The organism is Streptomyces sp. NPDC002853 (genome assembly GCF_053591915.1).
In genome coordinates this window covers 1-25,308 of record NZ_JBSFUS010000020.1, presented here as the reverse complement: position 1 = coordinate 25,308, position 25,308 = coordinate 1, and the positions used below count along the sequence as shown (strand labels likewise).

At 70.3% G+C, this 25,308-nt stretch carries 22 protein-coding genes and 2 pseudogenes; 10 read left to right on the top strand and 14 right to left on the bottom strand.

Going from position 1 to position 25,308, the window contains the following annotated elements:
* Positions 1-22: 22 nt before the first annotated feature.
* Entirely contained in the window at positions 23-1,834 is a 1,812-nt protein-coding gene (gene ggt, locus ACWD02_RS39745; RefSeq protein ID WP_451220840.1) for a gamma-glutamyltransferase, read from the bottom strand.
* Between the two features lie 104 nt (positions 1,835-1,938).
* On the opposite strand from ggt, the gene ACWD02_RS39740 reads away from it, so the two are divergent.
* The 3 genes from ACWD02_RS39740 (at position 1,939) to ACWD02_RS39730 (ending at position 5,763) form a co-directional block, all read left to right on the top strand.
* Complete coding sequence (locus ACWD02_RS39740) at positions 1,939-2,697, top strand: hypothetical protein (RefSeq protein ID WP_451220837.1); 759 nt, start codon at positions 1,939-1,941, stop codon at positions 2,695-2,697.
* Between the two features lie 146 nt (positions 2,698-2,843).
* Positions 2,844-4,043 (top strand): Ig-like domain-containing protein, encoded by a 1,200-nt coding sequence (locus ACWD02_RS39735; RefSeq protein ID WP_451220834.1) that lies wholly within the window; start codon positions 2,844-2,846, stop codon positions 4,041-4,043.
* A 124-nt stretch (positions 4,044-4,167) separates the two neighbouring features.
* A complete protein-coding gene (locus ACWD02_RS39730; protein ID WP_451220831.1) occupies positions 4,168-5,763 on the top strand; it encodes a CocE/NonD family hydrolase in 1,596 nt (531 codons plus the stop codon).
* A gap of 40 nt (positions 5,764-5,803) precedes the next feature.
* Here the strand turns inward: ACWD02_RS39730 and ACWD02_RS39725 are convergent, their stop codons facing one another.
* The 5 genes from ACWD02_RS39725 to ACWD02_RS39705 form a co-directional block, all read right to left on the bottom strand.
* Entirely contained in the window at positions 5,804-6,670 is an 867-nt protein-coding gene (locus ACWD02_RS39725) for an amino acid ABC transporter permease (RefSeq protein WP_451220828.1), read from the bottom strand.
* Entirely contained in the window at positions 6,667-7,311 is a 645-nt protein-coding gene (locus tag ACWD02_RS39720) for an amino acid ABC transporter permease (RefSeq protein WP_351158961.1), read from the bottom strand. The genes ACWD02_RS39725 and ACWD02_RS39720 overlap by 4 nt, the downstream gene beginning before the upstream one ends.
* 9 nt (positions 7,312-7,320) lie before the next feature.
* Complete coding sequence (locus tag ACWD02_RS39715; RefSeq protein ID WP_451220970.1) at positions 7,321-8,226, bottom strand: glutamate ABC transporter substrate-binding protein; 906 nt, start codon at positions 8,224-8,226, stop codon at positions 7,321-7,323.
* A 16-nt stretch (positions 8,227-8,242) separates the two neighbouring features.
* Positions 8,243-8,986, bottom strand: coding sequence for an amino acid ABC transporter ATP-binding protein (locus ACWD02_RS39710; protein WP_451220825.1), 744 nt, complete (start codon positions 8,984-8,986; stop codon positions 8,243-8,245).
* Positions 8,987-9,107: 121 nt separating this feature from the next.
* On the bottom strand, positions 9,108-9,548 hold the full coding sequence (locus ACWD02_RS39705; RefSeq protein WP_451220823.1) for a DUF6278 family protein: 441 nt from the start codon (positions 9,546-9,548) through the stop codon (positions 9,108-9,110).
* Between the two features lie 268 nt (positions 9,549-9,816).
* Between ACWD02_RS39705 and ACWD02_RS39700 the strand changes: the two genes are divergently transcribed.
* From ACWD02_RS39700 to ACWD02_RS39675, 6 genes are all read left to right on the top strand, one after another.
* A complete protein-coding gene (locus ACWD02_RS39700) occupies positions 9,817-10,410 on the top strand; it encodes an NADPH-dependent FMN reductase (protein WP_451220820.1) in 594 nt (197 codons plus the stop codon).
* 104 nt (positions 10,411-10,514) lie between these two features.
* Positions 10,515-12,761, top strand: coding sequence for an activator-dependent family glycosyltransferase (locus ACWD02_RS39695; RefSeq protein ID WP_451220817.1), 2,247 nt, complete (start codon positions 10,515-10,517; stop codon positions 12,759-12,761).
* Between the two features lie 20 nt (positions 12,762-12,781).
* A complete protein-coding gene (locus ACWD02_RS39690; RefSeq protein ID WP_451220814.1) occupies positions 12,782-14,236 on the top strand; it encodes a class I SAM-dependent methyltransferase in 1,455 nt (484 codons plus the stop codon).
* A gap of 27 nt (positions 14,237-14,263) precedes the next feature.
* Entirely contained in the window at positions 14,264-15,469 is a 1,206-nt protein-coding gene (locus tag ACWD02_RS39685) for a nucleotide disphospho-sugar-binding domain-containing protein (RefSeq protein ID WP_451220811.1), read from the top strand.
* An 81-nt stretch (positions 15,470-15,550) separates the two neighbouring features.
* Positions 15,551-16,684: a glycosyltransferase gene (locus ACWD02_RS39680; RefSeq protein WP_451220808.1), complete on the top strand. Its 1,134-nt coding sequence runs from the start codon at positions 15,551-15,553 to the stop codon at positions 16,682-16,684.
* Between the two features lie 41 nt (positions 16,685-16,725).
* Positions 16,726-18,003 carry a nucleotide disphospho-sugar-binding domain-containing protein gene (locus ACWD02_RS39675; protein WP_451220805.1) on the top strand — a complete coding sequence of 426 codons (1,278 nt, stop codon included), beginning with the start codon at positions 16,726-16,728 and terminating at the stop codon, positions 18,001-18,003.
* A gap of 112 nt (positions 18,004-18,115) precedes the next feature.
* Here the strand turns inward: ACWD02_RS39675 and ACWD02_RS39670 are convergent, their stop codons facing one another.
* Together ACWD02_RS39670 and ACWD02_RS39665 are read right to left on the bottom strand one after the other, a co-directional pair.
* Positions 18,116-19,828 carry an MDR family MFS transporter gene (locus ACWD02_RS39670; RefSeq protein ID WP_451220800.1) on the bottom strand — a complete coding sequence of 571 codons (1,713 nt, stop codon included), beginning with the start codon at positions 19,826-19,828 and terminating at the stop codon, positions 18,116-18,118.
* A 28-nt stretch (positions 19,829-19,856) separates the two neighbouring features.
* Positions 19,857-20,456 carry an NADPH-dependent FMN reductase gene (locus tag ACWD02_RS39665; protein WP_451220793.1) on the bottom strand — a complete coding sequence of 200 codons (600 nt, stop codon included), beginning with the start codon at positions 20,454-20,456 and terminating at the stop codon, positions 19,857-19,859.
* On the opposite strand from ACWD02_RS39665, the pseudogene ACWD02_RS39660 reads away from it, so the two are divergent.
* Positions 20,355-21,260 (top strand): annotated as a pseudogene (locus tag ACWD02_RS39660) (TetR/AcrR family transcriptional regulator); the annotation flags it as partial. The gene ACWD02_RS39665 and the pseudogene ACWD02_RS39660 overlap by 102 nt on opposite strands.
* Here the strand turns inward: ACWD02_RS39660 and ACWD02_RS39655 are convergent.
* From ACWD02_RS39655 to ACWD02_RS39630, 6 genes and pseudogenes are all read right to left on the bottom strand, one after another.
* Entirely contained in the window at positions 21,193-22,536 is a 1,344-nt protein-coding gene (locus tag ACWD02_RS39655; protein ID WP_451220790.1) for an MFS transporter, read from the bottom strand. The pseudogene ACWD02_RS39660 and the gene ACWD02_RS39655 overlap by 68 nt on opposite strands.
* Before the next feature lie 9 nt (positions 22,537-22,545).
* Positions 22,546-23,415: an alpha/beta hydrolase gene (locus ACWD02_RS39650; RefSeq protein WP_451220787.1), complete on the bottom strand. Its 870-nt coding sequence runs from the start codon at positions 23,413-23,415 to the stop codon at positions 22,546-22,548.
* An 82-nt stretch (positions 23,416-23,497) separates the two neighbouring features.
* On the bottom strand, positions 23,498-23,641 hold the full coding sequence (locus ACWD02_RS39645; RefSeq protein WP_451220784.1) for a hypothetical protein: 144 nt from the start codon (positions 23,639-23,641) through the stop codon (positions 23,498-23,500).
* A 66-nt stretch (positions 23,642-23,707) separates the two neighbouring features.
* A complete protein-coding gene (locus ACWD02_RS39640; RefSeq protein ID WP_451220781.1) occupies positions 23,708-23,908 on the bottom strand; it encodes an acyl-CoA carboxylase subunit epsilon in 201 nt (66 codons plus the stop codon).
* Between the two features lie 163 nt (positions 23,909-24,071).
* Positions 24,072-24,698 carry a DsbA family oxidoreductase gene (locus tag ACWD02_RS39635; RefSeq protein ID WP_451220778.1) on the bottom strand — a complete coding sequence of 209 codons (627 nt, stop codon included), beginning with the start codon at positions 24,696-24,698 and terminating at the stop codon, positions 24,072-24,074.
* Positions 24,699-24,759: 61 nt separating this feature from the next.
* Positions 24,760-25,308, bottom strand: a pseudogene (locus ACWD02_RS39630) (2-oxoacid:ferredoxin oxidoreductase subunit beta); the annotation flags it as partial.

The window sequence follows — 25,308 nt, the reverse complement described above, 5'->3', positions numbered from 1 at the left end:
CGCGGGCCCGCCCGCCGCTGCGTCAGTGCGGCCGCACCACCATCGCGGACCCGCCACCGCGGCGCGTCTTCTCCGCGGCGGCCAGCCACTTGCCGCCGGGCAGCCGCTGCACCCCGGTGGCCGCGCCGATCTCGGGGTTCTGCTTGAAGGAGTGCCCGATCGCCTCCAGGTCGGCCCGCAGCGGACTCTCCCAGAGACCCGGCTCCAGCTCGGTCTGGGCGGCGTTGCGCTGGCTCGCGCGCGGCGCGGCGATCGCGTCGACGAGCGGCAGCCCCCGGTCGACGAACCCGGTCAGGGTCTGCAGCACCGTGGTGATGATCGTGGCACCGCCGGGCGACCCCAGTGCGACCAGCGGTTTGCCCTTCTCCAGGACGATCGTCGGCGAGATGGAGGACCGGGGGCGCTTGCCCGGACCCGGCAGGTTCGGGTCGTGCACGGCCGGGTCGGCCGGCGCGAAGGAGAAGTCGGTCAGTTCGTTGTTGAGCAGGAACCCGCGTCCCGGCACGGTGATGCCGCTGCCGCCCGTCGACTCGATGGTCAGGGTGTAGGCGACGACGTTGCCCCACTTGTCGGCCGCCGTGAGGTGCGTGGTGTTCTCCCCCTCGTACGTGGTCGGTGCGGCCTTGTCACCCGCCTTGCAGGCGGCGGGGTCGCGCGGGTTCCCCGGCGCGAGCGGGCTCTTCAGGACCGCGTCGTCGCGGATCAGGCACTCCCGCGAGTCGGCGAACCGCTGCGAGAGCAGTTCCTTCGTCGGCACGTCCTCGAAGGCGGGGTCGCCCACCCAGCGCCCGCGGTCGGCGAAGGCGACCCGGCTGGCCTCGATGAACCGGTGCAGGTACTTCTTCTTCGATGCCTTCGAGAGGTCGGTCCGCTCAAGGATGTTGAGCGCCTCACCGACGGTCGTGCCGCCGGAGGACGAGGGAGCCATCGAGTAGACGTCGAGCCCTCGGTAGGAGGTCTTCGTCGGCGCCTGCCGCTTCACCGCGTAGGCCTTGAGGTCCTTCGTCGACAGGTCGCCGGGCCTGGCCACCCGCCCCGACGCCGGGTCCACGGGCGGCTTGTTCACGGTCCGTACGACGTCCTTGCCGATGCCGCCCCGGTACATCGCCCCGACGCCCTCGCGCCCCAGCTGCTCGTACGTCTTCGCCAGGTCGGGGTTCTTGAACGTCGAGCCGACCACGGGCAGCGCCCCGCCGGGCAGGAACAGCTTCGCCGAGTCGGGGAAGTCGGCGAACCGCGCCTGGTTCGCCTCGGTCTGCGAGCGGAAGGTCCCGTCCACGGTGAACCCGTCGCGCGCGAGGCGTTCGGCGGGCTTCAGGAGCGTGCCGAGCCGTTTGCTGCCCCACTTGTCCAGGGCGGACCGCCAGGTCGCCGGGGTGCCGGGCGTGCCCACGCCCAGGCCGCTGGTGACGGCGTCCGCGAAGGGGATCGGCTTGCCGTTCTCCAGGAAGAGCCCGGAGTCGGCGGTGCGCGGGGCCGTCTCGCGGCCGTCGATCGTGCTCACCTTGCGGGACTTGGCGTCGTAGTGGACGAAGTAGCCGCCGCCCCCGACACCTGCCGAGTAGGGCTCGGTGACGCCGAGGGCCGCCGCCGTGGCGACCGCCGCGTCCACCGCGTTGCCGCCCTTCCTGAGGACCTCGATCCCGGCGGCCGACGCGTCCGCGTCGACGCTGGAGACCGCACCGCCGTAACCCACGGCCAAGGGCGTTTTCTCCGGGGTGGACGAGGCCGTTCCGGCCGAGAGCGGGGACGAAGGGGGTGCGGCAGCTCCGACCGACACCAACACCCCTCCGACCGCCAATAGCGTCAGATTCCGTACGACAGCACGACGCATCCGTACCTCCAGTCAACAGCCGTCCGCGCAGCGTAACTTCGCCGCCCCCGCCACGTCAGGACCCCCTCGAACACCGGTCCTAGAGACCGCTAGCATGCGCCCCCATGACTGAAGACGTGCGCAACATCGTCCTCGGCCTGATCGCGGCCGGCCTGGGTGCCGTGCTGGGCTGGCTCGCCCGTACCTACCTCTGGCGGCGCAAGCTCCGCCGCAAGCAGGCCTTCTTCGGGCTGCCCGACAACTCCGAGTCGCTGCTCGTGGTCAACCGCGAGGCGGGCGGCCCCGAGCTCACCGTCGTTCGCCACGACGTGTTCGCGCTGCTCGAACTGGCCGCGCTGATCAAGGACTGCGGGGCGCACGCCCAGCTCGTCGCGCACGACGCCGCCCAGCAGAGCTTCGGCGAGCGCACGGAATTCTGCGTCGGTTCGCCGACCGTCAACCGCCGCATGGCCGCGCACATGCACTCCCTGCTGCCCGGCGTCCGCGTCAACACCGACCCGGAGCCCGGCCCGGACCGCGGCGCCTTCCAGATCGGCAGCGAGCGGTACCGCATGGAGGGCGGCATCGCGGAGTACGTGATCCTCGCGCGGCTCACCGCGGGGCAGGGCCAGGAGGCGAGACCCGTCTTCCTCTTCTGCGGCCAGCGCGCGATCACCAACCAGGCGGCGACCCGCTATCTCGCCCGGCACCACGAGCGCCTCGCCCGCAAGCACGGCGGCAACACCTTCGTCCTGCTCCTGAAGGTCGTCAACTCTCAGGCGTACGGCGCCGACGTCGTCGAGCTCGTCGGTGACGTCACCCGCCCCGCACAGGCCCCGGCTCCTGCGGCCGCTCCGCCGCGCTCGTCCCATCGCGCCAAGTAGCCGCGGCCTCACCGAGCGCCGACGGCCGCGCCCGGCTCATACACCGCCTCTGTGACCTAGTCGGGAAATTCGGGGCAAGAGGCAACCCACCGGGACCTTTGGCCCTCTCACCGTGCGGTTCCACATTCGCACGGAGGTACGTTCCCTTGAGGCCCCTGAGCTCGCCGAGTCGCCGACGCCCCATACGCTCCCGCCACACCGGCGCCGCGGTCACGGCCGCGGGCCTCGCGGCACTGGCCGCCGCCCTGACCGCCTGTTCGGGCAGCACCCCCGCAGCCGCCGACACCTCGACGGACAAGCCGGACATATCAGTCAACTTGCGGGGCAAGCAGGCCAAGGCGGGCTCACCGGTCAAGGTGAAACTGGCCGACGGCAAGCTGAAGCAGGTCACGGTGACCGACGCGAAGGGCACCGAGCTCACCGGCAAGGTCGCCGCGAACGGCACCACCTGGACCTCGGACCGCAAGGCGGTGCCCGGCACCTCGTACAAGGTGAAGGCGACGACGGACGAGGGCGGCAGCGCGCGGGCGTCGTTCAGGACGGCCGCTCCGGATCAGGTGAACAAGCTGAGCCTGACGCCCGGCAAGGACACCACGGTCGGCGTCGCCCAGCCCCTGTCGGTCGTCTTCGACCACCCGGTGAAGAACAAGGCCGAGGTCGAGAAGCACCTGAAGGTGACGACCTCGAACGACACGACCGGGTCCTGGGGCTGGATCAAGAACTACGACGGCAAGGACCGCATCGACTGGCGCCCCAAGGACTACTGGGAGTCCGGCACCAAGGTGAAGCTCGACGCCCGTCTCGGCGGGGTCGACTCCGGCACCGACGGCGGCTGGTTCGTCCGCGACTACGCGACCGGCTTCACCGTCGGCAAGAGCCAGCGGGTCAAGGTCGACCTCGACAGCAAGCAGGCCACGCTCGTGCGCGACGGGAAGAGCGTGCGGACCGTCCCGATGTCGGCGGGCACCCCCGGCGGCGACAAGGCGTCCTGGGGCGGCACGTCCGTCCTGATGGCCAAGGAGGGCACGATCAACATGCGCTCGGAGACGGTCGGCCTCGGTGACGCCTACGACAAGATGGTCGACAACTCGATGCGCCTGACCTGGTCGGGCATGTACGCGCACGCGGCCCCCTGGAATGCCCGGTTCTTCGGCAACACCAACCACAGCTCGGGCTGCATCGGCATGAGCGACGGCGACGCCTCCTGGCTCTACGGCCAGGTCCAGGTCGGCGACCCCTTCGAGGTCTCCGGCAGCGGCTCGAAGGGCGTGCCCGACCCGGGCAACGGCTACGGCGAGTGGAACATCTCCTGGGCCGACTGGCAGACGAAGAGCGCGCTGAACTGAGCGCCGCCGGGAAGGTACGCAGCTCAACAATCGTTACCGGTGCGTAACTTACCGACGGGTTACCACCGGTAAGGATGCGCGGTTACCGTCGGGTCACTTTGCTTGCACGAGTAAGGAGTGACCCGTGGGACAACCGCGCAAGGCTCTGCGTACGACCACCGTGGGCGCCGTCTCGGCGACTCTCGTCGCCGGCGCCGCCTTCGGCCTCGCCCCGGCCGCCCAAGCCGCCCCGGCGGCCGCTCCACAGGCGGCAAGCGCCGCGGACGTGCGCTTCGTCGACATCCCCGGCGACGGCGGCACGATCCTCAAGGCCAACGTCTTCACCCCCAGGGGCGCGAAGGCGGGCGCGAAGTTCCCGGCGATCGTGCTGCCCACCAGCTGGGCCATGCCCCAGGTCGAGTACGTCGCGCAGGCCCAGAAGCTCGCGAACTCCGGCTATGTCGTGGTCAGTTACAACTCGCGCGGCTTCTGGCAGTCCGGCGGCGAGATCGAGACCGGCGGCCCCGAGGACATCGCCGACGCCTCGAAGGTCATCGACTGGACCCTGGAGAACACCCCGGCCGACCCCGGGAAGATCGGCATGGGCGGCGTCTCGTACGGCGCTGGCATCAGCCTGCTCGCCGCGGGCCACGACAAGCGGATCAAGGCCGTGGCCGCGCTCAGCGGCTGGGGCGACCTCATCGACTCGATCTACAGCGGCCGCACCCAGCACCGCCAGGCCGCGGGGCTGCTCGGCGGCGCGGGCGTCCTCACGGGCCGCCCGAGCCCCGAACTGCAGCAGACGCTCGAGGACTTCCTCGGGTCCAACCTGGACCAGGAGGACGAGATGATCGCGTGGGGTGCCAAACGCTCCCCCGCGACGTACGTCGACCAGATCAACAAGAACGGCGCGGCCGTCATGCTGGGCAACGCCTGGGGCGACACGATCTTCCCGCCCAACCAATACGCCGAGTTCTACGAGCAGTTGACCGGCCCCAAGCGACTCGAATTCCGCCCGGGAGACCACGCGACCGCCGAACTGACCGGTCTGCTCGGCCTTCCCAACGACACCTGGACCTCGACCCAGCGCTGGTTCGACCGCTACCTCAAGGGCGAGAGGAACGGCGTCGACACCGAGCAGCCCGTCCAGCTCAAGTCCCGTTCGACCGGCGGCTACGAGGGCTACCCCGACTGGAAGTCCGTCGGCGCGACGAAGAAGAAGATCGACCTGGCGGGCTCCACCACGCTGCGCACGAACGTCGACTCGGGCGCCAACGGCGGCACGGTGCTGCTCTCCAACGCCCTCGACCAGTTCCTCAAGATCCCGCCGGTCGCCTCGATGCCGCTGCTGCCGCGGCGGTACGCGGGCGTCTGGCAGTCGGAGAAGTACGGCACGGCCCAGCGGGTGCGCGGGACGGCGAAGCTGCACACCACGCTCACCAGCACCAAGGAGAGCGGCACCCTCGTCGCGTACCTCTACGACGTGGGCCCGCTCGGCCTCGGCAAGCTGGTCAGCAACGCGCCGTACACCTTCCACGGCAAGACCCCCGGCCGGCCGTTCGGGGTGGACCTGGAGTTGTTCTCCACGGCCTACGACGTACCGGCAGGACACAGGCTCGCCCTGGTGGTCGACACGGTCGACCCGCTCTACATCGAGCACAACCCGTCCGGCGCGCAGCTGACCTTCTCCTCGCCCGCGTCCGACCCGTCGTACGTGTCGGTCCCGCTGCGCGAGAAGTGATCACCGGCTGCTGCCGGATGGGCCCTGGCCCCTTTAGCCACTACCTACCCGGCAGCAGCGTCCCTGGTTCGGCCGACGCCACGTCCGCGGCCTCGGTCTTGGGATTGCGCCGCTGTCGCTTGGACACCCACTGGGCGAACCACGAGAGCAGCATGCACATCCCGATGTAGATCGGCGAGATCACCAGAACCACGGGGATGAAAGGTAGATCGTAGTCGAGGTTCGACGCGATCAGCTTCCCGGCGTGGAGGAACTCCTCGTAGGTGATCAGATAGCCGAGCGACGTGTCCTTGAGCGCCACCACCAACTGGCTGATGATGGCGGGCAGCATGGCGCGCACGGCCTGGGGCACCAGGACGTGCGTCATGACCTGTGTCTTGCGCATCCCGAGCGCGTACGCCGCCTCGCGCTGCCCGCGCTCCACGGAGTTCACGCCCGAACGGAAGACCTCGGCGAGCACCGAGCCGTTGTAGAGCGTGAGTCCGGTGACCAGGGCCGGCAGCGGCTGGACCTTCAGCGCCACGAAGACGAAGAAGATCATCACCAGGACCGGCATCGCGCGGAAGAACTCCACGAGAAGCGTGGCCAGCCAGCGCACGGGACGGTGGTCGGAGAGCCGCCCCATGGCGAGCAGTCCGCCGAGCGCGAGCGCGAGCACCGCCGAGATGGCGAAGGCCTTGAGGGTGTTCCCCAGTCCCTTCAGGAGGAGTTCCTGGATGCCCTTGTACTCGAAGGGCGTCCACTTGGTCGCGGTGAACTGGTCGGTGTCGAAGAGCAGGTAGACGAGCCAGCCGACCAGGGCGAGCAGGACCACGGTGGAGAGCAGACCGTAGAGCCGGTGTCTGCGCTCGGTCTTCGGTCCCGGCACGTCGTAGAGGGCGGTGGATTCGTGGGAGAGGGCTTTCATCGGGCGACTCCCCAGCGCTTCTCGAGGACGTTGAACACGGCGCTGATGGCGAGGGTGATGATCAGGTAGCCGACGGCGATCCAGACGAACGTCCAGATGATGTTGTAGCCGAGCTCACTGAGCGTCTTGTACGTGCCGAGCAGCTCGGTGACGCTGAACGCGCCCGCGATGGCGGAGTTCTTGGCGAGTGCGATGAGGGTGGAGCCGACCGGCGGGATGACGGACCGGAAGGCCTGCGGGAGCACGACCATGGACAGCGTCTGCCCGAAGGTCATCCCCAGGCTGCGGGCAGCCTCGCCCTGGCCCTTGGGGACGGTGTTGATGCCCGAGCGCAGTGCCTCACAGATGAAGGCGGAGGTGTAGCAGCCCAGCGCGAGGACCGCGAACACCTTGAAGGGCAGGACGAGTCCGAAGCGCGGGAGCCCGAGCAGCACCGCGAAGAAGAGCAGCGTGAGCGGGGTGTTGCGCAGGACCGTCACCCAGGCGGTGCCGAACGCCCGGAAGGAACCGACCGGTGCCACCCGGAACGACGCCATCACGAAGCCGAGCACCAGGGCCAGGATCGACGCGTACACGGTGAGTTCGACGGTGCCGACGAACCCCTTGCCGAAGGTGGAGAAGTTGTCTGTCAGTACGTCCACGACGCCTCCTCAGCTCGCCGGGTAGCGGTCGATGGCGGGCGGCTTCGGCGCCGGGACTCCGGAGAGGCCGAGGGTGGCGTCGTAGGCCTTCTTCCAGTCGCCGTTCTTCTCCCGGGCGGCGAGTGCGTCGTCGACGGCGAACCGCAGGGCGTTGTCGCTCCTGGGCACACCGATGCCGTAGGGCTCCTCGGAGAACGGCTTGCCGACCACCTTGAGCTCGTCGGGCACCTTGGCGGCGTACCCGATGAGGATCGCGTCGTCGGTGGTGACGGCGTCGACCTGATAGGTCAGCAGGTTGTCGACGCAGACCGAGTAGGTGTCGTACGCGACGAGCGTCGCCTTCGGGTAGTCCTTCTGGATGCGCTGGTAGGGGGTCGACCCGGCAGCCGAGCAGACCTTCTTGCCGTCCAGGTCCTGCGGCCCCTTGATGTCGTCCTCGTCGGTGCGCACGAGGAGGCCCTGTCCCGCCATGTAGTAGGGGCCGCCGAAGCCGACGAGCTTCTTGCGGAGGTCGTTGATGGTGTAGGTGCCGACGTAGTAGTCGATCTGCCCGTTCTGCAGGGCGGTCTCGCGGTTGGCGGACGCGATCGTCTTGAACGTGATCGACTTCGGTTCGAAGCCGAGCGAGGCCGCGACCATCTTCGCGATCTCGATGTCGAAGCCGGAGTACTGCCCGGTGGCGGGGTTCTTCTCGCCGAGGAACGGCTGGTCCTCCTTGGCGCCGACGACGAGGTGACCGCGCCGCTTCGCCTTCTTCCAGGTGCCGGAGTCCGGCAGCGTGAACCCCTTCGCCACCTGGTACTTGGGCAGTTCGTCGGGCTGCGGCCCCTTCACCGGGGGGCTGCCCTCCTTGCCGCAGGCGGTCGCGGCGCAGGCGGCGAGGACGAGCGCCGCGAGCAGACGTGTCGTACGCATCATGGCCGGCCTCCCGTCAGTGCTTCAGGATCTTGGAGAGGAAGTCCTTGGCGCGGTCGCTCTCCGGGTTGCTGAAGAACTCCTCGGGGGCCCGGTCCTCGACGATGCGGCCGGCGTCCATGAAGACGACACGGTTGGCGGCCGAACGGGCGAAGCCCATCTCGTGGGTGACGACGACCATGGTCATGCCGTCGCGGGCCAGGCCCTGCATGACCTCGAGCACTTCATTGATCATCTCGGGGTCGAGGGCCGAGGTGGGCTCGTCGAAGAGCATCACCTTGGGCTCCATGGCGAGCGCGCGTGCGATGGCGACGCGCTGTTGCTGGCCGCCCGAGAGCTGCGCAGGGTACTTGTCGGCCTGGGTCGCGAGGCCCACCCGTTCCAGGAGCTCGCGGGAGCGCCGGGTGGCGTCGTCCTTCTTCTTGCCCCGCACCTTGACCGGCGCGAGGGCGACGTTCTGCAGCACTGTCTTGTGTGCGAAGAGGTTGAAGGACTGGAACACCATGCCTACGTCGGCCCGGAGCGAGGCCAGCGCCTTGCCCTCCTCCGGAAGTGGCTGCCCGTCCAGTGCGATGGCTCCCGACTGGATGGTCTCCAGCCGGTTGATCGTCCTGCAGAGCGTTGATTTCCCCGACCCTGACGGGCCGATGACCACGACCACCTCCCCCTTGCCGACGGTGAGGTTGATGTCCTGGAGGACATGCAGCTCCCCGTAGTACTTGTTCACATCACGCAGCTCGATCAGCGGATCGACGGCCATGCCCTGCCCTGCCCACTCTCGGCGGTCTCGGTCCGCGCAAACTATCTACGCGAAAACGGGACTTACTGGACGACACGCACGTATGGGCATTAACCGTATTTCCAGTTACGTCATCCCGCGGCTACGCCTCGGACGCCTCCGCGTAGACCTGGGACAGCTCGGGGGCACCCGTCACCGCCCAGTCGAGCCCCGCCTCGACCACCTGGATCTCCCGCCCCGACGCGAGCAGTACGACGGGGCTGCCGCCGGGCCAGACATGCCAGGTGGCGCCAGGGACTTTGCGGACGATGACCGAACCGAGATAGAGACCAGCGTCGTTGCCGAGCCACGGCAGCAGCTCGGGATCGTCGCGCCAGCGCGGCAGGAGCTGGTCCAGCGCGGTCAACGAGGCCGGTGAGTCGTCGAGTTCGAGCCCGGCGGTGGCTGCCTGGGAGCGCAGCAGCTCGCATTCGGCGAGGAGTTCGGCGACCCCGGCCGGATCCTCGCCGAACGCCGAGGCGAGTCCTGGGCTCCGGTCGGCGGACTGCTGCCTGCGCCACCTGCCGAAGAAGGAGATATTCATGATCGGCCTCTCCGTGAGGGTGCCTCTGCTCCCCGGTCCAACGAATGTAACTTGCGTAAGTTGATCACGGAATCATGCGAATCCGGACACGCGGCGGCGAACTGCCGGAGCGCGTCGGTGAGTAGCCCTCCGCGGCCGGCGCTCTGACCAGGACAGATCTATGTCAATTCCAGGTGAAGTGCGTTGACTGCCGCACGCGGCCCGAAGACCGTTGGTGCTAGCTGCCAGCGCACTGTCTGCGGCACTCACATCCCTGGAAGGTTTATGCATGCCTGAGAACCCGATCAAACTGGCCGTCATCATCGGCAGCGTCCGCGGCGGACGATTCGGGACCACGGTGGCCGAATGGTTCGCGGGTCAGGCGGAGTTGCACGGTGATGTCGAGGTCGAGATCATCGACATCGCGGACTACCCGCTGCCGCTGGAGATGCCGGCCTTCGGAGAGAAGCCGCCGGCCGACGTCGCCGCCGTGTGGAACGGCCTGCGGGAGCGGCTCGACCGCGCCGAGGCGTTCGCCGTCGTGACGCCCGAGTACAACCACACCGTGCCCGCGGCGCTGAAGAACACCATCGACTGGTACCTCGCCGAGTGGTCGGCCAAGCCGGTGGGCCTGGTCTCCTACGGCGGCATGGGCGGCGGACTGCGCGCCTCCGAGCACCTGCGCCAGATCTTCGCCGAGGTCCACGCCACCACCGTGCGGGAGATGCTCAGCTTCCACAACGCGTGGGCGGACTTCCAGAAGGAGGGCGAGCCGGTCAGCCCCGAGGGCAGCGAGGCCGCCGCCAAGAAGCTGCTCGACCAGCTCGTGTGGTGGGCCGACGCGCTGCGCGCCGCGCGCGAGCGCACCCCCTACACCGGCTGACGACACCCCACCTCAGGTCAGGGGCGCGTGGGAGACCGCGCGCCCCTGACCTGTGTCATGTCCGGCCGCGTGGGTTCCCGGCGGCCTTCCCAAGGAGGACCTTCATGAGCACGGAGCGCAGAGCACTCGTACTCGGGGGCACCGGATTCCTCGGCCGCCGGATCGCGGCGGCGTTCGAGGCGACGGGCACCGAGACCGTGTGCGTGTCACGGACCGCGTCCGGGGGTGGCCGCTTTGTCGCCCTGGACCTGGCGGCCGCCGAACCCGCGGAGCTCGACCGGCTGCTCGCCGACACCCGTCCGGACGTCGTGGTGAACGCGGCCGGCATCGCCTGGCAGACCGACGAGGACGGCATGCGGCGGCTCAACGCCGACTTCGCTTCCCGGCTCGCCGCGGCGGCCGCCCGCAGCGCGCACGACCCGCTGCTCATCCAGCTGGGGACGGTGCACGAGTACGGCCCGGCGCCCGACGGCACCAGCATCGGCGAGGACCACGAGACCACGCCCGTCACCCACTACGGGCGCACCAAACTGCTCGGCACGCGGGCGGTCCTCGAGGCCGTGCGCGAGGACGGGCTTCGGGCCGCCGTGCTCAGGATCGTCAACGTCTGCGGCCCCGGCACCCCGCCCGCGAGCCTGCTCGGACTCGTCTCCGCCCAGGTGGCGCGCCACGTGACGGACGAGGAGCCGCCGCCCCCGCTGGAGGTGTCCCCGCTGGTGGCCCGCCGTGACTACGTGGACGTACGCGATGTCGCCGACGCCGTGCTCGCGGTCGCCGACGCGCCGGACGGGGCGGCCGTGGGCCGGATCTTCAACATCGGCCGGGGCGAGGCGGTTCCGGTGCGGGACCTGGTGGAGCGGCTCGTCGCGTTCGGCGGCGCACCGGACGCGGTGCGCGAGCGGCCCGCCGAGCGGGACGCCGGGGTCGGCGGTGCCGCATGGCAGCAGGTCGACATCTCCCGGGCCCGGGAGGTGCTTGGCTGGCGGCCGCGCCGTTCCCTCGACGAATCACTGCGCGACCAGCTGGGTGAGCAACCGGGTGAGGTCGCGCCCGCCGCGCCGCCCGCGGCGGATTCCGCCCCGCGGAGCCCGGCGCTGCGCGTCCTGTTCGTGCCCTTCCCCGGGGTGGCGCATGTGCAGCCGGTGGTGCCGCTGGCGTGGGCGCTGCAGGGGGCGGGCCACCAGGTGCGGGTGGCCGTGCATCCGGGCATGGCGGACACCGTCGGCGCCGCGGGGCTCACGGCGGTGCCGCTCGGCGCCACGAAGCAGCTCACCGGCGTGGTCGAGTTCGCCACCAACCCCGATCTGCTGGACGTCCTCAACTCCCGGCTCTCCCTGGACGAGGGCGAGGACTCCGGGGACGGCGAACTGTGGGCGCGCAAGTGGGCCGAGACCCTGGGCCCGCTCCACGCCTCCCGCAGCGCCCTGGACGACCTGGTCGCCTTCTGCGAGAGCTGGCGCCCCGACCTCGTGATCTGGGACCCGTTCAGCGTCGCCGCGCCGTTCGCCGCCAAGAACTGCGGCGCCGCGCACGCCCGCCTTCTGTGGGGCCGGGACAACATCGGCTGGCTGCGCGCGAAGTCGCTCCAGCGCCTCGCGGGCCGCCCCGCCGACGACGACCCCGTGACGGGCCTGATGGCCCCCATGCTGGAGAAGTTCGGGTACGCCTTCGAGGAGGAGCTGCTGCTCGGCCAGTGGACGATCGACCCGATGCCGCAGGCCCTGCGCCTCCCGCTCGGCCTGCGGAACGTGCCGGTGCGCCGGATTCCGTACAACGGGACGGCCGCGCTGCCCGACTGGCTCCGGGAGCCGGTGCGCGCGCCCCGGGTGTGTCTGACCCTGGGCGTGGGCGGACGCGGCAGGCAGGTGTTCCGGGAGAGCGGCGTAACCCTGCCCGAGCTGTTCGACGCGGTCGCCGACCTGGACATCGAGCTGGTGGCGACGCTTGACGCCGGGCGGTACGCGACCGCGGGGCCGGTCCCCGACAACGTACGCATGACGGAGTACGTCCCCCTCGATCTGCTGCTTCCGACCTGCTCCGCCGTGGTGCACCACGGCGGTGGCGGGACGTTCGCGGCCGCCGTGGCCCACGCCGTGCCGCAGCTGGTGGTGCCGATGGAGTTCTGGGGCGAGAAGGCGATCGCCGGTCATGTCGCGCAGCGCGGCGCCGGACTGGTCGTCGGCAGCGGGGAGTTCACCCCGCGGCGGCTGCGGGAGGGGATCGTCCGGCTCCTGGAGGAGCCGTCCTTCCTGCAGGGCGCCGTGACCCTGCGCGACGAGGCCGCGGCCGTGCCCAGCCCCGGCGACCTCGTCCCCGTCCTCGAACAGCTGACCGCGCGGCACCGCAAGTGACACGAGCCCAGGAGATACCGATGACGTCAACACCCGAACAGCACACCGCAGTTGGCTATGCCGTATTCGAGGAGCTGCGCACCGACGCGCCCGCCACGGCCGAGCGACTCGTCGACCTGCTCGCCACCGAGATACGGGGGTGGATCAGCGGACGCGAGGGATTCCTCTCCGCACGGCTCCACCTGAGCCTCGACCGTACGACGGTGGTCAGCCGGGTCGAGTGGGCCGAGCGGAAGCACTTCCTCGCCACGGCCGAGAACAGCCCCGCCGACAGCCCGCTGCGCACCCTGTCCGAGCATCCCGGAGTCCTCTCGCACACCTCCTTCGGCGGCGTCCCCCAGAGCGGGCTCGAAGGGCCCGCGGCCGACCGGCGGGCGGGCATCATGTGCTACGCCTTGCGGCACGTCGGCGGGCGCGACAACGCCCTCGCCCTGGCGGCCCTGCTGCGCGACGCGGGCGGCTGGAAGCACCTGCACCCCGGCTTCGTCTCCGCGACGCCGTACATCGGCGACGACGGCTCGACCTACGTCAACTACCCCCAGTGGGTGGACGAGGACTCCTTCCACGCCTACATGGACCACCCGGAGAACTCCGCGGGGCAGGACGCCGTCGCGCGACTGGAGACCGCTCCCCCGCACCTCGTCCTGTGCACCCTGGCCGAGCAGGTCGACGCGGCCCACACGGGGCCCGTGCCGACCGCTCGCAGCACGGGATCGCTGACCACCGGGTCGGCGTCCCCGCTCAGCCAGATACGGCTGTTCGAGCTCAAGTACGACCCCATGTCCGTCGAGGTGCTCGACAGCCTCCCCTTCGACCCGGCCTGGCGCTGCCTCGAACTGGGCGCCGGGGCGGGCTCGATGAGCTACTGGCTCGCCGGGCGGGCGCACCTCGGCAGCGTGCTCGCCGTCGACGCCGACACGACGTTCCTCGACACCGGACAGGCCGCCAACCTCACCGTCAGGCAGGCCGACATCGAGGACCTCGACCTCGAACCCGGCTCGTTCGACCTCATCTTCACCCGGGCCACCCTTGAGCACCTGCGGGACCCCGACGCGGCTCTCGCGCGCGCCATCGAGTGGCTGGCCCCCGGCGGCTGGCTGGTCGTGGCCGACTTCTACTACCTGCCCGCCGACGAGGCACCGACCGCCGTCGGCCGCACCCTGCTGCGCGGTTACGTCGACCACATGAAGTCCGTCGGCGCCGACATGAGCTGGGCGCGCGGGCTGCCCGCCGCCCTGTCCCGCACCGGTTTCACCTCGGTCGGCAGCCACCTCACCGGGGCGGGCCCCGGGCAGTCCGCGGCCGACGACGAACTGATCGGGCTGCGGCTGCGGCAGGAGGGCCAGAGCCTCGTCGACAACGGCCTGGTGACGGCCGCGGAGCTCGCCGACTTCCTGGACCTGCTCGGCACCCCCGCCGGCCGGGACCTGACGGCCCTGCTGATCACCGCCTGGGGACAGCGCCCCGCGGACTGACCGCTCCACCCCCCACAAGGAGACCCGATGCGCGTTCTGATGATGTCCACGCCTGTCCCCACGCACTTCACCCCGATGGTCCCGCTGGCCTGGGCGCTGCGGGCCGCGGGCCACGAGGTGCTGGTGGCGGGCCAGCCCGATGTGATGCCCGCGGTCGCCGCGGCCGGCCTCAACGGCGTGAGCGTCGGATCGGCCTACCACGTCGAGGATCTGCTGGCCGACACGGTCAAGGAAGGGACGCGGCCGGTCGAGGCGCAGCCTCGCGCCGAGCACGAGAGCAAGCTGGGCAAGGCGGGCATGGGCTGGTCCGTGCACACCCGCTACCTCTGCGAGGCCTACGTGGAGACGGCCCGGGCCTTCGGCCCCGATCTGGTGGTCTGCGATCCACTGGAGTTCAGCGCGCTGATCGTCGGCGCGCTGACCGGCGCCCCCGTCGTGCGCCACCGGTGGGGCGTCGATCCACTCTCGGACACCGCGCACGCCCAGGCCAAGCAGTCCCTGCGGGCGATGTCCGAACGGCTCGGCCTCGGGGGCTACCCCGACCCGGCGGTGGTGCTCGACCCCTGCCCGCCCTCGCTCCAACTGCCCGGCACCACGGCCGGAACTCCGATCCGGTACGTGCCCTACAACGGGAACGGCAGGCTGCCTCAGTGGGTCGGTGGCCGCCGGGCCGACGGCGCGCCGCGCCGGGTGGCCGTCTCGCTCGGCGGTCGCACGCTGGACATGAACGGGGTGCCGATGCTCCGCCGCATGCTCGATGTCTTCGGCGGTTTCGGCGGTCTCGGCGGTCAGCCGGACGTCGAGGTCATCGCGACCGTGGACGAGCGGCACCGCGAGGCGCTCGGCACCCTGCCCGGCACCGTGCGCCTGGTGGATCCCGCACCGCTGAACCTGTTCCTGCACACCTGCGACGCGGTGGTCCACCACGGCGGCGCGGGCACCACGATGACCTCCACCGCCTTCGGCCTGCCCCAGCTCGTGGTGCCGCAGTTCGCCGATCAGTTCGCCCACGGCGACCGGATCGCCGACGCGGGCGCGGGCATCACGCTCGACGACGCCGACTCCCAGAACGACCCCGCATCGCTCCGCGACGCCTTCACCGAGCTGCTCACGGAGCCCGGCCACGCCAAGGCCGCCCAGGAACTGCGCCGGGAGATGACGGCCATGCCGTCACCCTCACGTGTCGTGGCCGACCTGGAACAGCTCGCGCGGGGCGAGCACCGGCCCCAGTAAGGGCCCAGACCCCGTAAGGATCACGTTCACCGCAAGGATCACGTTCACCGCCGGTCTACCGGCCCAACGGTGGGACATCTCATGCGCATTCTCTTCGTCGCTTCCGGCAGTTCGGCGACCGTCTACGCCCTGGCACCGCTCGCGACCGCCGCACGCAACAGCGGTCACGAGGTCTTCATGGCGGCACACGCGCAGGCGATGCCTGCCGTGGTGGGCGTCGGACTCCCGGCCGTACGGCTGACCGACCGCCCCCTGTGGGAGTTCATCAGCCAGGACCGTTCCGGGCGCGAACTCCCCCTTCCCGCCGGCCCCACCGAGGGCGGCCCCTTCGCCGGGGGCGCGTTCGGCCGGATGGCCGCCGCGAACATCGGGCCGCTCCTGGAGCTGGCCCGCGACTGGCGGCCCGATGTCGTGGTCGGCGGCACCATGTCGTACGCGGCAGGACTCCTCGGCGCCCGGCTCGGCATCCCCGTCGTACGCCACGCCTGGGACATCTCCGAGGCCGACACCATCCACCCCGGAGCCGACGCGGAACTCCAGCCGGAGCTGGGAGAGTTGGGCCTCGACCGGCTTCCGGAGCCCGACCTCCTGATCGACATCTGCCCGCCTTCCCTACAGCCTCCGGGCGCCGCCCCCGCGCAGCTGATGCGCTGGATTCCCGGCAACCAGCAGCAGATCGTCGAGCCCTGGATGTACGCGAAGGGCGATCGGCCCCGCGTCTGTCTGACGTCCGGCAGCCGCGCCTCGCGCGACGGCCACGACAACAGCTTTACGTTCCTGCGCGACATGGCGAAGACCATCGGCGCCCTGGACGTGGAGCTGGTCATCGCGGCACCGGAGGACATCGCCGCCGAACTGCGTGCCGAGTCCGCCCAGATCCGTGCGGGCTGGCTCCCGCTGGACGTCGTGGCCCCCACCGCGGACCTGATGATCCACCACGGGGGCGGCGTCACCATGATGACCGCGATGAACGCCGGTATCCCGCAACTCTCGCTCCCCAACGGCCCGTTGGCCATCCCGGCGTCCCAGCGGCTGACCGCCCAGGGCTGCGCCCTCACCCTTCTGCCGGGGCAGGACAGCCCGCAGGAGACCGCCGCGGCCGCCGAGAAGATCCTGGGCGACGCCTCGTACCGCCGCAGTGCGGGCGAGCTGGCGCGGGAGATCGCCGGACTGCCCCTGCCCTCCGACGTGGTCCGCGAGCTGGAACGGCTCTGACCACCCCGTCCACCACTCCCTTCCCAGCACGGAGACCTCCCATGAAGATTCTGTTCGCGATGGTGCCGGCGACGGCACACGTCTATCCGATCGTCCCGCTGGCCGACGCGCTGACCGGCGCGGGGCACCAGGTCCGGGTCGCCAGTCCCCCGGAACTCGTCGACACGGTCGTCAAGGCCGGGCTCACGTCCGTTCCCATCGGCCAGGAGGGCTTCCTCGCCGCGATCAACGAGGAGATCGAGTCGGGCACCGCACTGCTCGCGTCCCTCGGCGAGTCCCTGCGGGACAGGTCGCCCGCGTGGCACACGCGCAAGCCGCTGCCGCCGCGCCCCATGCTGAGCGCGTTCATGAGCCTCTGCAACGCCGGGCCGCCGGCGGACGGCACGGCATCGGCGGTGGACGACCTGATCGCGTACGCCCGCTCCTGGGGCCCCGACCTCATCATCTGGGACCCGATGTTCTTCCCCGGCGGCATCGCCGCCGAGGCCGTCGGGATACCGCACGCACGCTTCCTGTGGTCGGTCGACGACATGGGCTGGACCCGGGAGCAGTTGCGTCTCTCGGGCGTGCGGCCCGGCTCCGAGGACGACTTGATGGCCACGCGGATGCGTCCGCTGCTCGACCGGCTCGGCCTTGAGTTCTCCGAGGAGCTGCTGGTCGGCCAGTGGAGCATCGACCCGATGCCCTCGGCGATGCGCCTGCCCGTCAACCTGCGCTACGTCCCCGTCCGCCCGGTCTCGTACACCGGCTCGGCCGCGCTCCCCGACTGGCTCCGGCAGGCGCCGGAGCGCCCGCGTGTCGCGCTGTCCGCCGGGGTGAGCATGCGCAAGGTCTTCGCGGGGGCCGGCAGGTTCCCGCTGGCCGGTCTCGTTCAGGCGCTGTCCGACCTGGACGTCGAGGTGGTGGCGACCCTCAACGACGCGCAGATCGCCGAGGTGGGCACGCTGCCGGACAACGTGCGCTGCATCGAGTACGTGCCGCTCGACCTCCTCCTTCCCACCTGCTCGGCGATCGTGCACCACGGCGGCGGGCGGACCTTCGCCGCCGCCGTCGCCCACCAGGTCCCGCAGCTCGTCTGCGCGGAGGACGGACCGCACGTCACCGACATCGGCCGGTTCGTGGCCGAGCGGGGCGCCGGTCTCGTCGTCGACAACGATCCGTTCGACGTGGACGTCGTGCGCAAGCAGCTCGTCGGCATCCTGGACGACCCGTCGTTCAAGGACGGTGTCCGGGGCCTGCACCGGGACGCGCTCGCCACGCCGAGCCCCAACGACATCGTCGCCACGCTGGAGCAGCTGGCCGCGTCGCACCGGGCCTGAAACGCCGCGAGCCCCTCGCCGTACCGGAAGGTACGGCGAGGGGCTGCGGCACGGCCGGGGGCCGGGCACGGGCTCCGGGGGAAGTAAGCCCGTACAGGTCTCCGGACCGTGGTCAGGGGGTTGTGGTCTTGACCGGGATGCTCTTCGCCGTGGGGGCGACGCGCGCTTCGGTCTCTGCGGCCATTGCGCTCTCTGCGGTCTCCGCGGTCTTCGCAGTTCCTGCGGTCTCTTCGGAGACCGCCTTTTCTGCGTTGTCGGGGCCCTCGGCGTCCTCGAGGTCCTGACCGGCCACCGTCCGCAGCGGGACCTCGCGGATCAGCCAGGCGATGCCGAACATGAGGACCGCCAGGACAGCCGCGCCGATGATGGTGCCCTGCAGACCGCTGGTGACCGCGGCCTCGTAGGCGTCCCGGATCTTCTCGGGCATGCCCTTCAGGAGCTCGGGCGTCATGCTGGTGCCGTCCTTGGTCAGCTTCTCGGCCTCCGCCGAACCGAGCCGGGACTTCAGTTCGCCCGCCAGGTTGTTGACGTACACCGCGCCGAGCGCCGCGACACCCAGCGAGCCGCCGAGCGTACGGATCAGCGTGACGGAACCGCTGGCCGCGCCCATGTCACGGGGTTCCGCGCTGTTCATCGTGATGAGGATCGTGCTCTGCATCATGAAGCCGAGGCCGATTCCGAGCACCAGCGTGAGGCCGGAGACGAGAGCCACCGCGGTGTCCACCTGGAGCATCAGGAGGACCAGCGTGCCCGCCACGCTGAAGGCACCACCGAGGATCGGGTAGATGCGGTACTTGCCGGTCTTGCTGATCAGCCGGCCGACGGTGATCTGCACGGCCAGCATGCCGAACATCAGGGGCAGCAGCAGCATGCCGCTGGCGGTCGGCGACAGGCCCTTCACGAACTGCATGTACTGCGGAAGGTAGTTGGTCGCACCGAACATGACCGCGCCGACGAGGAGGCTGAGCACCTGCACGATGGTGAAGTTCCGGTTGCGGAAGAGCCGCGGCGGCATCAGGGGCTCCTCGGCCCGCTTCTCCACCCGTACGAACCAGGCGAACGCCAGGACCGCGACCGCGGCGAGACCGAGGATCTCCGGCGAGAGCCACGCGTAGCTGCTGCCGCCCCACGTCGAGAGCAGGGTCAGCGCCAGGACGCTGGTGACGAGGAGCGCCGCGCCCGGATAGTCGATCTTCGCCTTGGAGCGCTCGCGCTTCAGCCGGATGCCCAGGCCGACCACGACGAGGGCGATGGCTCCCAGGGGCGCGTTGATGTAGAAGACCCAGCGCCAGCTCAGGTGGTCGGTGAAGAACCCGCCGATGAGCGGTCCGGAGACGTACGCGATCGGCATCATCACGCCGAGCATGGACTGCAGTTTGCCGCTCTCCCGCGGCGGGACCAGGACGCCGATGATCGACATCGCGCCGACCATGAGGCCCCCCGCGCCGAGCCCTTGCACGGCCCGGAACGCGATGAGCTGGTTCATGTCCTGGGCCACACCCGACAGCATCGAGCCGATCAGGAAGATCACGACGGCGGTCATGAACGAGCCCTTGCGGCCGTACATGTCGCCGAGCTTGCCCCAGATGGGCGTGGACGCGGCCGTGGTGAGCAGGTAGGCGGTCACCACCCAGGACAGCCGGTCGAGCCCACCCAGGTCGCCCACGATCGTGGGGAGCGCGGTGCCGACGATCAGGCCGTCCAGCATGGCGAGGAACATGCCGAGCATCAGCCCGAAGACGCCGAAGTAGATCGACCGCTGCCGTGCCGGGGTCTTCGTTTCGCTTGCCGTGGTGTCCGGTTCCCCGGCTTCGATGGTCGTCATCGCGACTCCCCAATCAGAGGTGGTGGATTCAGGCCGCGTATGGGCGGATGGACCTGGCGTCGCGCAGGGCCAGGCCCCACCACGCCAGCTGGTCGAGCAGCGACTTGGCCGCGCCGTCGCAGGCGGGGTCCGTGGGCTTGCCCTCGGCGTCGAAGTTCGCCGGGTAGTTGTGGAAGCTGACGGTGTTGCGGATGGTCACCGCGTTCAGCTCCGCCAGGACGGGGCGCAGTCCCTCCACCGCCCGCAGGCCGCCGGACAGGCCGCCGTACGAGACGAAGGCGACCGGCTTGCCGTGCCACTGGGGGTTGTGCCAGTCGATGGCGTTCTTCAGGCCGCCGGGGAAGCTGTGGTTGTACTCGGGCGTGACGATGATGAACGCGTCGGCGGCCTCGAGGCGCGGCGAGATCTTCTCCAGCAGGGCGGAGTTGGCCGGCTCGGGGGCCTTGGTGAAGTCCGGCAGGACCGCGGGGACCGGCGTCTTCACCAGGTCGACGAGGTCGGCGGTCATGTCGTCGCGCTGGCCGAGGTGACCGAGCACCCAGTCGGCGACGACCGGCCCGAAGCGCCCGTCACGGGTCGATCCCATGATGACCGCGACGTTCAGGGGGCCATCGTTCTTCTCGGCCATGCGAAGCTCCTTGAGGATGTTTGTGTACGCCGTATCCGGCGACAAATACAACGTACACATCAGTGTGTACGTTGTCTACTCCTGATACGCTGTATCCATGTGAACGGGAAGGAGGCCACACCCGTGGCCAGTGAGAAGAAGTCCCCCGCCGCGTCGCAGTGCGAGGTCGGCGACAAGGTTTCCCTGTGGGAGCGCCTCGAGCGGCCGATCGCCGCACCGCGCGCCCAGGTGCTCTCCCCCGCTCGGATCGCGTCGGTCGCCGTCTCGATCGCCGACGCTGAAGGGATCGACGCCGTCACCATGCGACGGCTCGCCACCGAACTCAAGGTCGCGCCCATGGCCGCGTACCGGTACGTGTCGGGCAAGGACGACGTCCTCGAGCTGATGGTCGACACCGTCTACGGCGACCTGAAGGTCCCCGACGACCCCAGTGACTGGCGCGAGACCATGCGCGTCCTCGCCGTCAACACCCGTGAGCTGGTGCTCGCGCACCCGTGGCTGGCCCAGCTCTCGAAGGCCATGTTCGCGCCGACGCCGACCCGCCTCGCCGTCAACGAGCAGGCACTGCTCGCGCTCGACGCGGCGGGACTGAGCCCCGAGCTGAGCATGGCCGTGTTCGAGACGGTCAACGCCTACGCGTACGGAAGTGCCTACACCGAGGCGTCGATGGAACTGCTCATGAAGGGGCAGGGCTGGACGCACAGCGATGACGTCAAGATGGCCATGGCCCCGGAGTTCACCTGGCTGATGAGCACCGGCCGCTACCCCACCTACCAGCGCAGCGCCAGCGCTGCCAGCCACTTCGGAGACCGGCGGGCGAAGTTCGAGTCGGGTCTGGACTGTGTGCTCGACGGCATCGGTGTCCGCATGGGCATTTGACGCGGCGACGCTGCTGGGCCCGGTCGACCATCAGCGCCACCACGGCCGCCGCGCAGGAGACGAGCCCGCCGACGTAGAGCCCCGAGCGCGCGCCCGCCTCCTCGCTGAGCCGGCCGACGAACAGGGCGCCGAGCGGGGTGGAGCCCTGGAAGACCAGGGTGTAGAGCGCCATCACCCGGCCGCGGAACTCCGTGTCGGTGCCGAGCTGGACGCGGTGGTTCGCCGCCTGGGCGAACCAGACGGTCGCGAAGCCGGTGAGCACGAGCAGGACCACGACCGCCGCATATGAGGGCGCGAGACCGGTGGCCGTCTCCAGGACGCCGAAGCCGAGCGCGGCCACCAGGACCGTGCGGCTCGTGGGGCGGCCCCGGCGCGCGGTGGTGACGAAGGCCGCCGCGAGGGACCCGGCGGCCAGGGCCGCGGTGAGCAGGCCGAACGCGCTGACGTCGGAATGGAACTCGGTCTTGGCGAGAAGCGGGAGCGTGAGCTGGAAGTTGAACCCGAAGACACCGATCACCGCCACGAGCGCCAGCGGGAGCATGAGGTCCGGGCGGCCCCGCACATGACGGAGCCCGTCGACGACCCGCGCGCTCGAGGCCGGGCGCGGGGCCCGGTGCAGCTCGCCGGGCCGCATCATGCGCAGCGCCACCACGGTCGCCGCGTAGCTCAGCGCGTTCAGCGCCATCACCTGACCGATGCCGAAATGGCTGATCAGCAGGCCCGCGAGGGCAGGGCCGACGACACGGGCGCCATTGAAGTACGCCGCGCTGAGCGCCGAAGCGTTGGGCAGCAGCTCGGCGCCGACCATCTCGCTCACGAAGGCCATGCGGGTGGGGATCTCCAGGGCGTTGACGGTGCCGAGCGCCAGGGCGAAGAGGTAGACCTGCCAGAGCGTCGCCCGGTCGGCGAGCACGAGGAGCCCGAGAAGCAGCGCGAAGAGCCCCGACGCCATGTTCGCGACGGTGAGCAGGAGCCGCTTGTCATGGCGGTCCGCGAGCCGGCCGCCGTAGAGCGTGAGCAGGAGCAGCGGCGTGAACTGCAGGGCCGTGACGATGCCCAGGGCGGTGGCGGAGTCGTCCGTGAGGGAGAGCACCAGCCAGTCCTGGGCCACGACCATCATCCAGGTGCCCGCCACGGAGACGACCTGACCCGCCGTGAAGAGACGGAAGTTGCGTACGGCGAGCGAGCGGAACGTCTGCATGGGAAGCGCTCACACCCGCCCGGCGAGGCATTCCTCCAGGAACGCCAGGGCCTTGAGGTGGTACGAACGGGCCGCCCAGCCCAGGCTGATGTTGTGCCCGGCCTCGGGGACGCGGTCGATGACGACGCGCGGCGATGCGAGGCGGGCGGTGAGGTCGGCGACGGCCGTCTCGTCGTGCCGCCACCACGCCTCGTGCGCGGCGAAGGTGAGCCGGACCGGTACCCGCACACGGGCGGCGACGTCCGGGAACGTGTCCGGCCAGAGTGCGGCCTCCCTGCCCTCACGGGCGGGCATGGGGGCGACCAGCGAGGCGCTGCTGAGGAACGTGTTCGGCGGGTAGTACCGCAGCGCGCCCCAGGTCAGCGACCAGCGCCCGTGGCCACGGGCGCCCGGCAGGTCGTCGGGGCCGACGGCGTACTGGTGGCCGCAGCCCGATATGTCGAGCCCGATCAAAGCGGCACCCTGCTCGTCGGCGGCGGCGGTGAGCGCCAGTTTGCCGCCGTAGGAGTGCGCGAGGACGAAGTATCCCGCGCCGGTCTCGTACTGCGTGGCGTAGTGCTTCAGGGCCGCGTACAAGGTGGCCGACTGCTCCACCAGGGTCTGGCCTTCCGGGAGCTGGGCCGCGGAGGTGCCGTAACCGGGTCGGTCCACGGACAGGACGTTGTAGCCGAGACTCGCGGCGAGGGTCAGCAGCGAGAGGTCGGGGTGCGCCTGCCCGTCGAAGTATCCGGCGCTCATCCCTCCGCCGTGCAGCGCCACGATCGTGGCGCGCGGCGGGTGGTGCGGGGCTTCGGCGAGGAGCGCGGACAGGGTGACGCCTGCCCCTTCGAGGGCGATGCGGCGTACTCCCAGGGATGTACTGGCGGGCGAGGCGGGCATAGGGATCAGGGCTCCGATGGTCGTGCGGGCAGGGCTGGTGCGAGGTGGGGCCGGTGGAGCGGGGCGGTCGGCGGCCGGCTCCTCAGTCGAGTCCGCGCAGGATGTGCGGCTCACCGGCGTCGGTCTCGTCCTCACCGGCGAGGAGGGGCACCGGCAGGGGCGTGGCGTGCAGGGAGCGCGGGTCGGGGCGACGGCGGGCGGTGAGCTCGGACTCATCGGTGATCACAGGTGTGTTCCTTCCTCGGCGGGTACGGGTGGGCGCGGGCGCGCAGACGCGCAGGGGTCGCATGGCTCAGGCACGCCAACTGCGCGGGCCCGGGGCGCGCGGGGTCCGGTCGGGCCGGCTCCAGCGGGCGGTCGCGCGGTGGTGGCGGGAAACGTCGTCCGGGGTGGCGTCCAGGGCCTGACGGCTCAGCAGGACGGCGGTGAGGGCGGCAAGCTCCTCGGGGGTCGGGGAACCCTTTTCCACGCAGATCAGTTCGGTCGACGGCATGTCGTCTCCTGTGGGTTCGCGATGGTCGTGCGGTGGGTGTTCTGGCGTCCGCGGCTCTTCTTCTTTTGCGCGCGGGCACGCAAAGCAGCGGGTTGCGCCGGTATTCCCGGCGCAACCCGCTGCGTGTGGTGCGTATGAACAGTCGAACAGTCGAAGGGTCGGCTCAGTTGCTGTGCGGAGTCCTCTCCAGCGCTTCCGAGAACTCCTCGATCGCCCGCGCGCCGGAAATGCTCGCGCCGTCATCGAAGACGAACAGCGGCACGGAGCTCACCTTTGCCTCGCGCACGCGGGAAAGCCCTGCGTCCAGCACATCGTCGCCCACATCGGTCGGCACGACCCCGACCTCGTCCGCGAGGCGTCGCAACGTCTCGGGTTCGGCGATGTTCACCCCGTCGGTGAAATAGGCGCGGAACAACCGCTCCACCATGCGCTCGCCCTTGCCCTGCTCCGCCGCCGCGAGCACCAGCCGGTGGCCGGCGCCCGTATTGGTGAAGATGGCCCGATCGAAGTGCACGTCGAGACCGTCCTCCGCGCCGAAGGACCGGTCCTTGGAAATGGCCTTGGCCCTCTCCTCGCCGAAGGCGTCCCGGTGTACTTCGAACAGCGGTCGCCCGGCCGCCGGTTCATCCGACGACAGATGGAACGGACGGAAGACCACCTCGACCTCTCCGCCCTTTTCGCGATACCGCTCGATGGCCGTGGAGAACCGGGCGTACCCGAGATAGGAATGGACACAGACAAGGTCATAGAAGAACTCGACACGGCGGGGGGATGCTTCACTCGGCTTCATGTGTCCACCTTCCAACCTGAACCTCGGTTCAGGTCAAGCTGTATTCGTAAAAGGGCTGTGATCAGCCGGCGACGGTCCAGGTGTCGTTGCCGGTGAGGAGTGCAGTCAGGTCGCCTTTGCCGTTCTGCTCGATGGCGGTGTCGAGTTGGTCGGACATGAGGGTGTCGTAGACGGGGCGTTGGGTGTTGCGGAAGACGCCGATGGGGGTGTGGTGGAGGGTGTCGGGGTCGGCGAGGCGGGAGAGTGCGAAGGCTTGGGTGGGGGAGGTCGAGTGCGCGTCGTGGACGAGGATGTGTGACTCGGTCTCGGGGGTGACGGGGACGACTTTGAGGTCGCCGGTGGCCGGGTCGCGTACGACGCCCTTGGCGCGGTCGGTGCCGAAGCGGATGGGCTGTCCGTGTTCCAGGCGGATGACGGCTTCTTCTGCTTGTTGCTTGTCCTTGAGGGCTTCGAAGGCGCCGTCGTTGAAGATGTTGCAGTTCTGGTAGATCTCCACCAGGGCGGTGCCGGGGTGTTCGGCGGCCTCGCGCAGCACGGAGGTGAGGTGTTTGCGGTCGGAGTCCACGGTCCGCGCCACGAAGCTGGCCTCCGCGCCGATGGCCAGGGAGAC

Bases quoted from the DNA above. Each gene is read 5' to 3' on its own strand.
- ACWD02_RS39715 (WP_451220970.1), bottom strand. From the start codon at position 8,226: ATGCGTACGACACGTCTGCTCGCGGCGCTCGTCCTCGCCGCCTGCGCC.
- ACWD02_RS39655 (WP_451220790.1), bottom strand. From the start codon at position 22,536: ATGCAGACGTTCCGCTCGCTCGCCGTACGCAACTTCCGTCTCTTCACG.
- ACWD02_RS39640 (WP_451220781.1), bottom strand. From the start codon at position 23,908: ATGCCGTCGACCGAACTGATCTGCGTGGAAAAGGGTTCCCCGACCCCC.
- ACWD02_RS39705 (WP_451220823.1), bottom strand. From the start codon at position 9,548: ATGAATATCTCCTTCTTCGGCAGGTGGCGCAGGCAGCAGTCCGCCGAC.
- ggt (WP_451220840.1), bottom strand. From the start codon at position 1,834: ATGCGTCGTGCTGTCGTACGGAATCTGACGCTATTGGCGGTCGGAGGG.
- ACWD02_RS39725 (WP_451220828.1), bottom strand. From the start codon at position 6,670: ATGAAAGCCCTCTCCCACGAATCCACCGCCCTCTACGACGTGCCGGGA.
- ACWD02_RS39635 (WP_451220778.1), bottom strand. From the start codon at position 24,698: ATGAAGCCGAGTGAAGCATCCCCCCGCCGTGTCGAGTTCTTCTATGAC.
- ACWD02_RS39740 (WP_451220837.1), top strand. From the start codon at position 1,939: ATGACTGAAGACGTGCGCAACATCGTCCTCGGCCTGATCGCGGCCGGC.
- ACWD02_RS39675 (WP_451220805.1), top strand. From the start codon at position 16,726: ATGAAGATTCTGTTCGCGATGGTGCCGGCGACGGCACACGTCTATCCG.
- ACWD02_RS39680 (WP_451220808.1), top strand. From the start codon at position 15,551: ATGCGCATTCTCTTCGTCGCTTCCGGCAGTTCGGCGACCGTCTACGCC.
- ACWD02_RS39670 (WP_451220800.1), bottom strand. From the start codon at position 19,828: ATGACGACCATCGAAGCCGGGGAACCGGACACCACGGCAAGCGAAACG.
- ACWD02_RS39690 (WP_451220814.1), top strand. From the start codon at position 12,782: ATGACGTCAACACCCGAACAGCACACCGCAGTTGGCTATGCCGTATTC.
- ACWD02_RS39695 (WP_451220817.1), top strand. From the start codon at position 10,515: ATGAGCACGGAGCGCAGAGCACTCGTACTCGGGGGCACCGGATTCCTC.
- ACWD02_RS39710 (WP_451220825.1), bottom strand. From the start codon at position 8,986: ATGGCCGTCGATCCGCTGATCGAGCTGCGTGATGTGAACAAGTACTAC.
- ACWD02_RS39685 (WP_451220811.1), top strand. From the start codon at position 14,264: ATGCGCGTTCTGATGATGTCCACGCCTGTCCCCACGCACTTCACCCCG.
- ACWD02_RS39650 (WP_451220787.1), bottom strand. From the start codon at position 23,415: ATGCCCGCCTCGCCCGCCAGTACATCCCTGGGAGTACGCCGCATCGCC.
- ACWD02_RS39700 (WP_451220820.1), top strand. From the start codon at position 9,817: ATGCCTGAGAACCCGATCAAACTGGCCGTCATCATCGGCAGCGTCCGC.
- ACWD02_RS39665 (WP_451220793.1), bottom strand. From the start codon at position 20,456: ATGGCCGAGAAGAACGATGGCCCCCTGAACGTCGCGGTCATCATGGGA.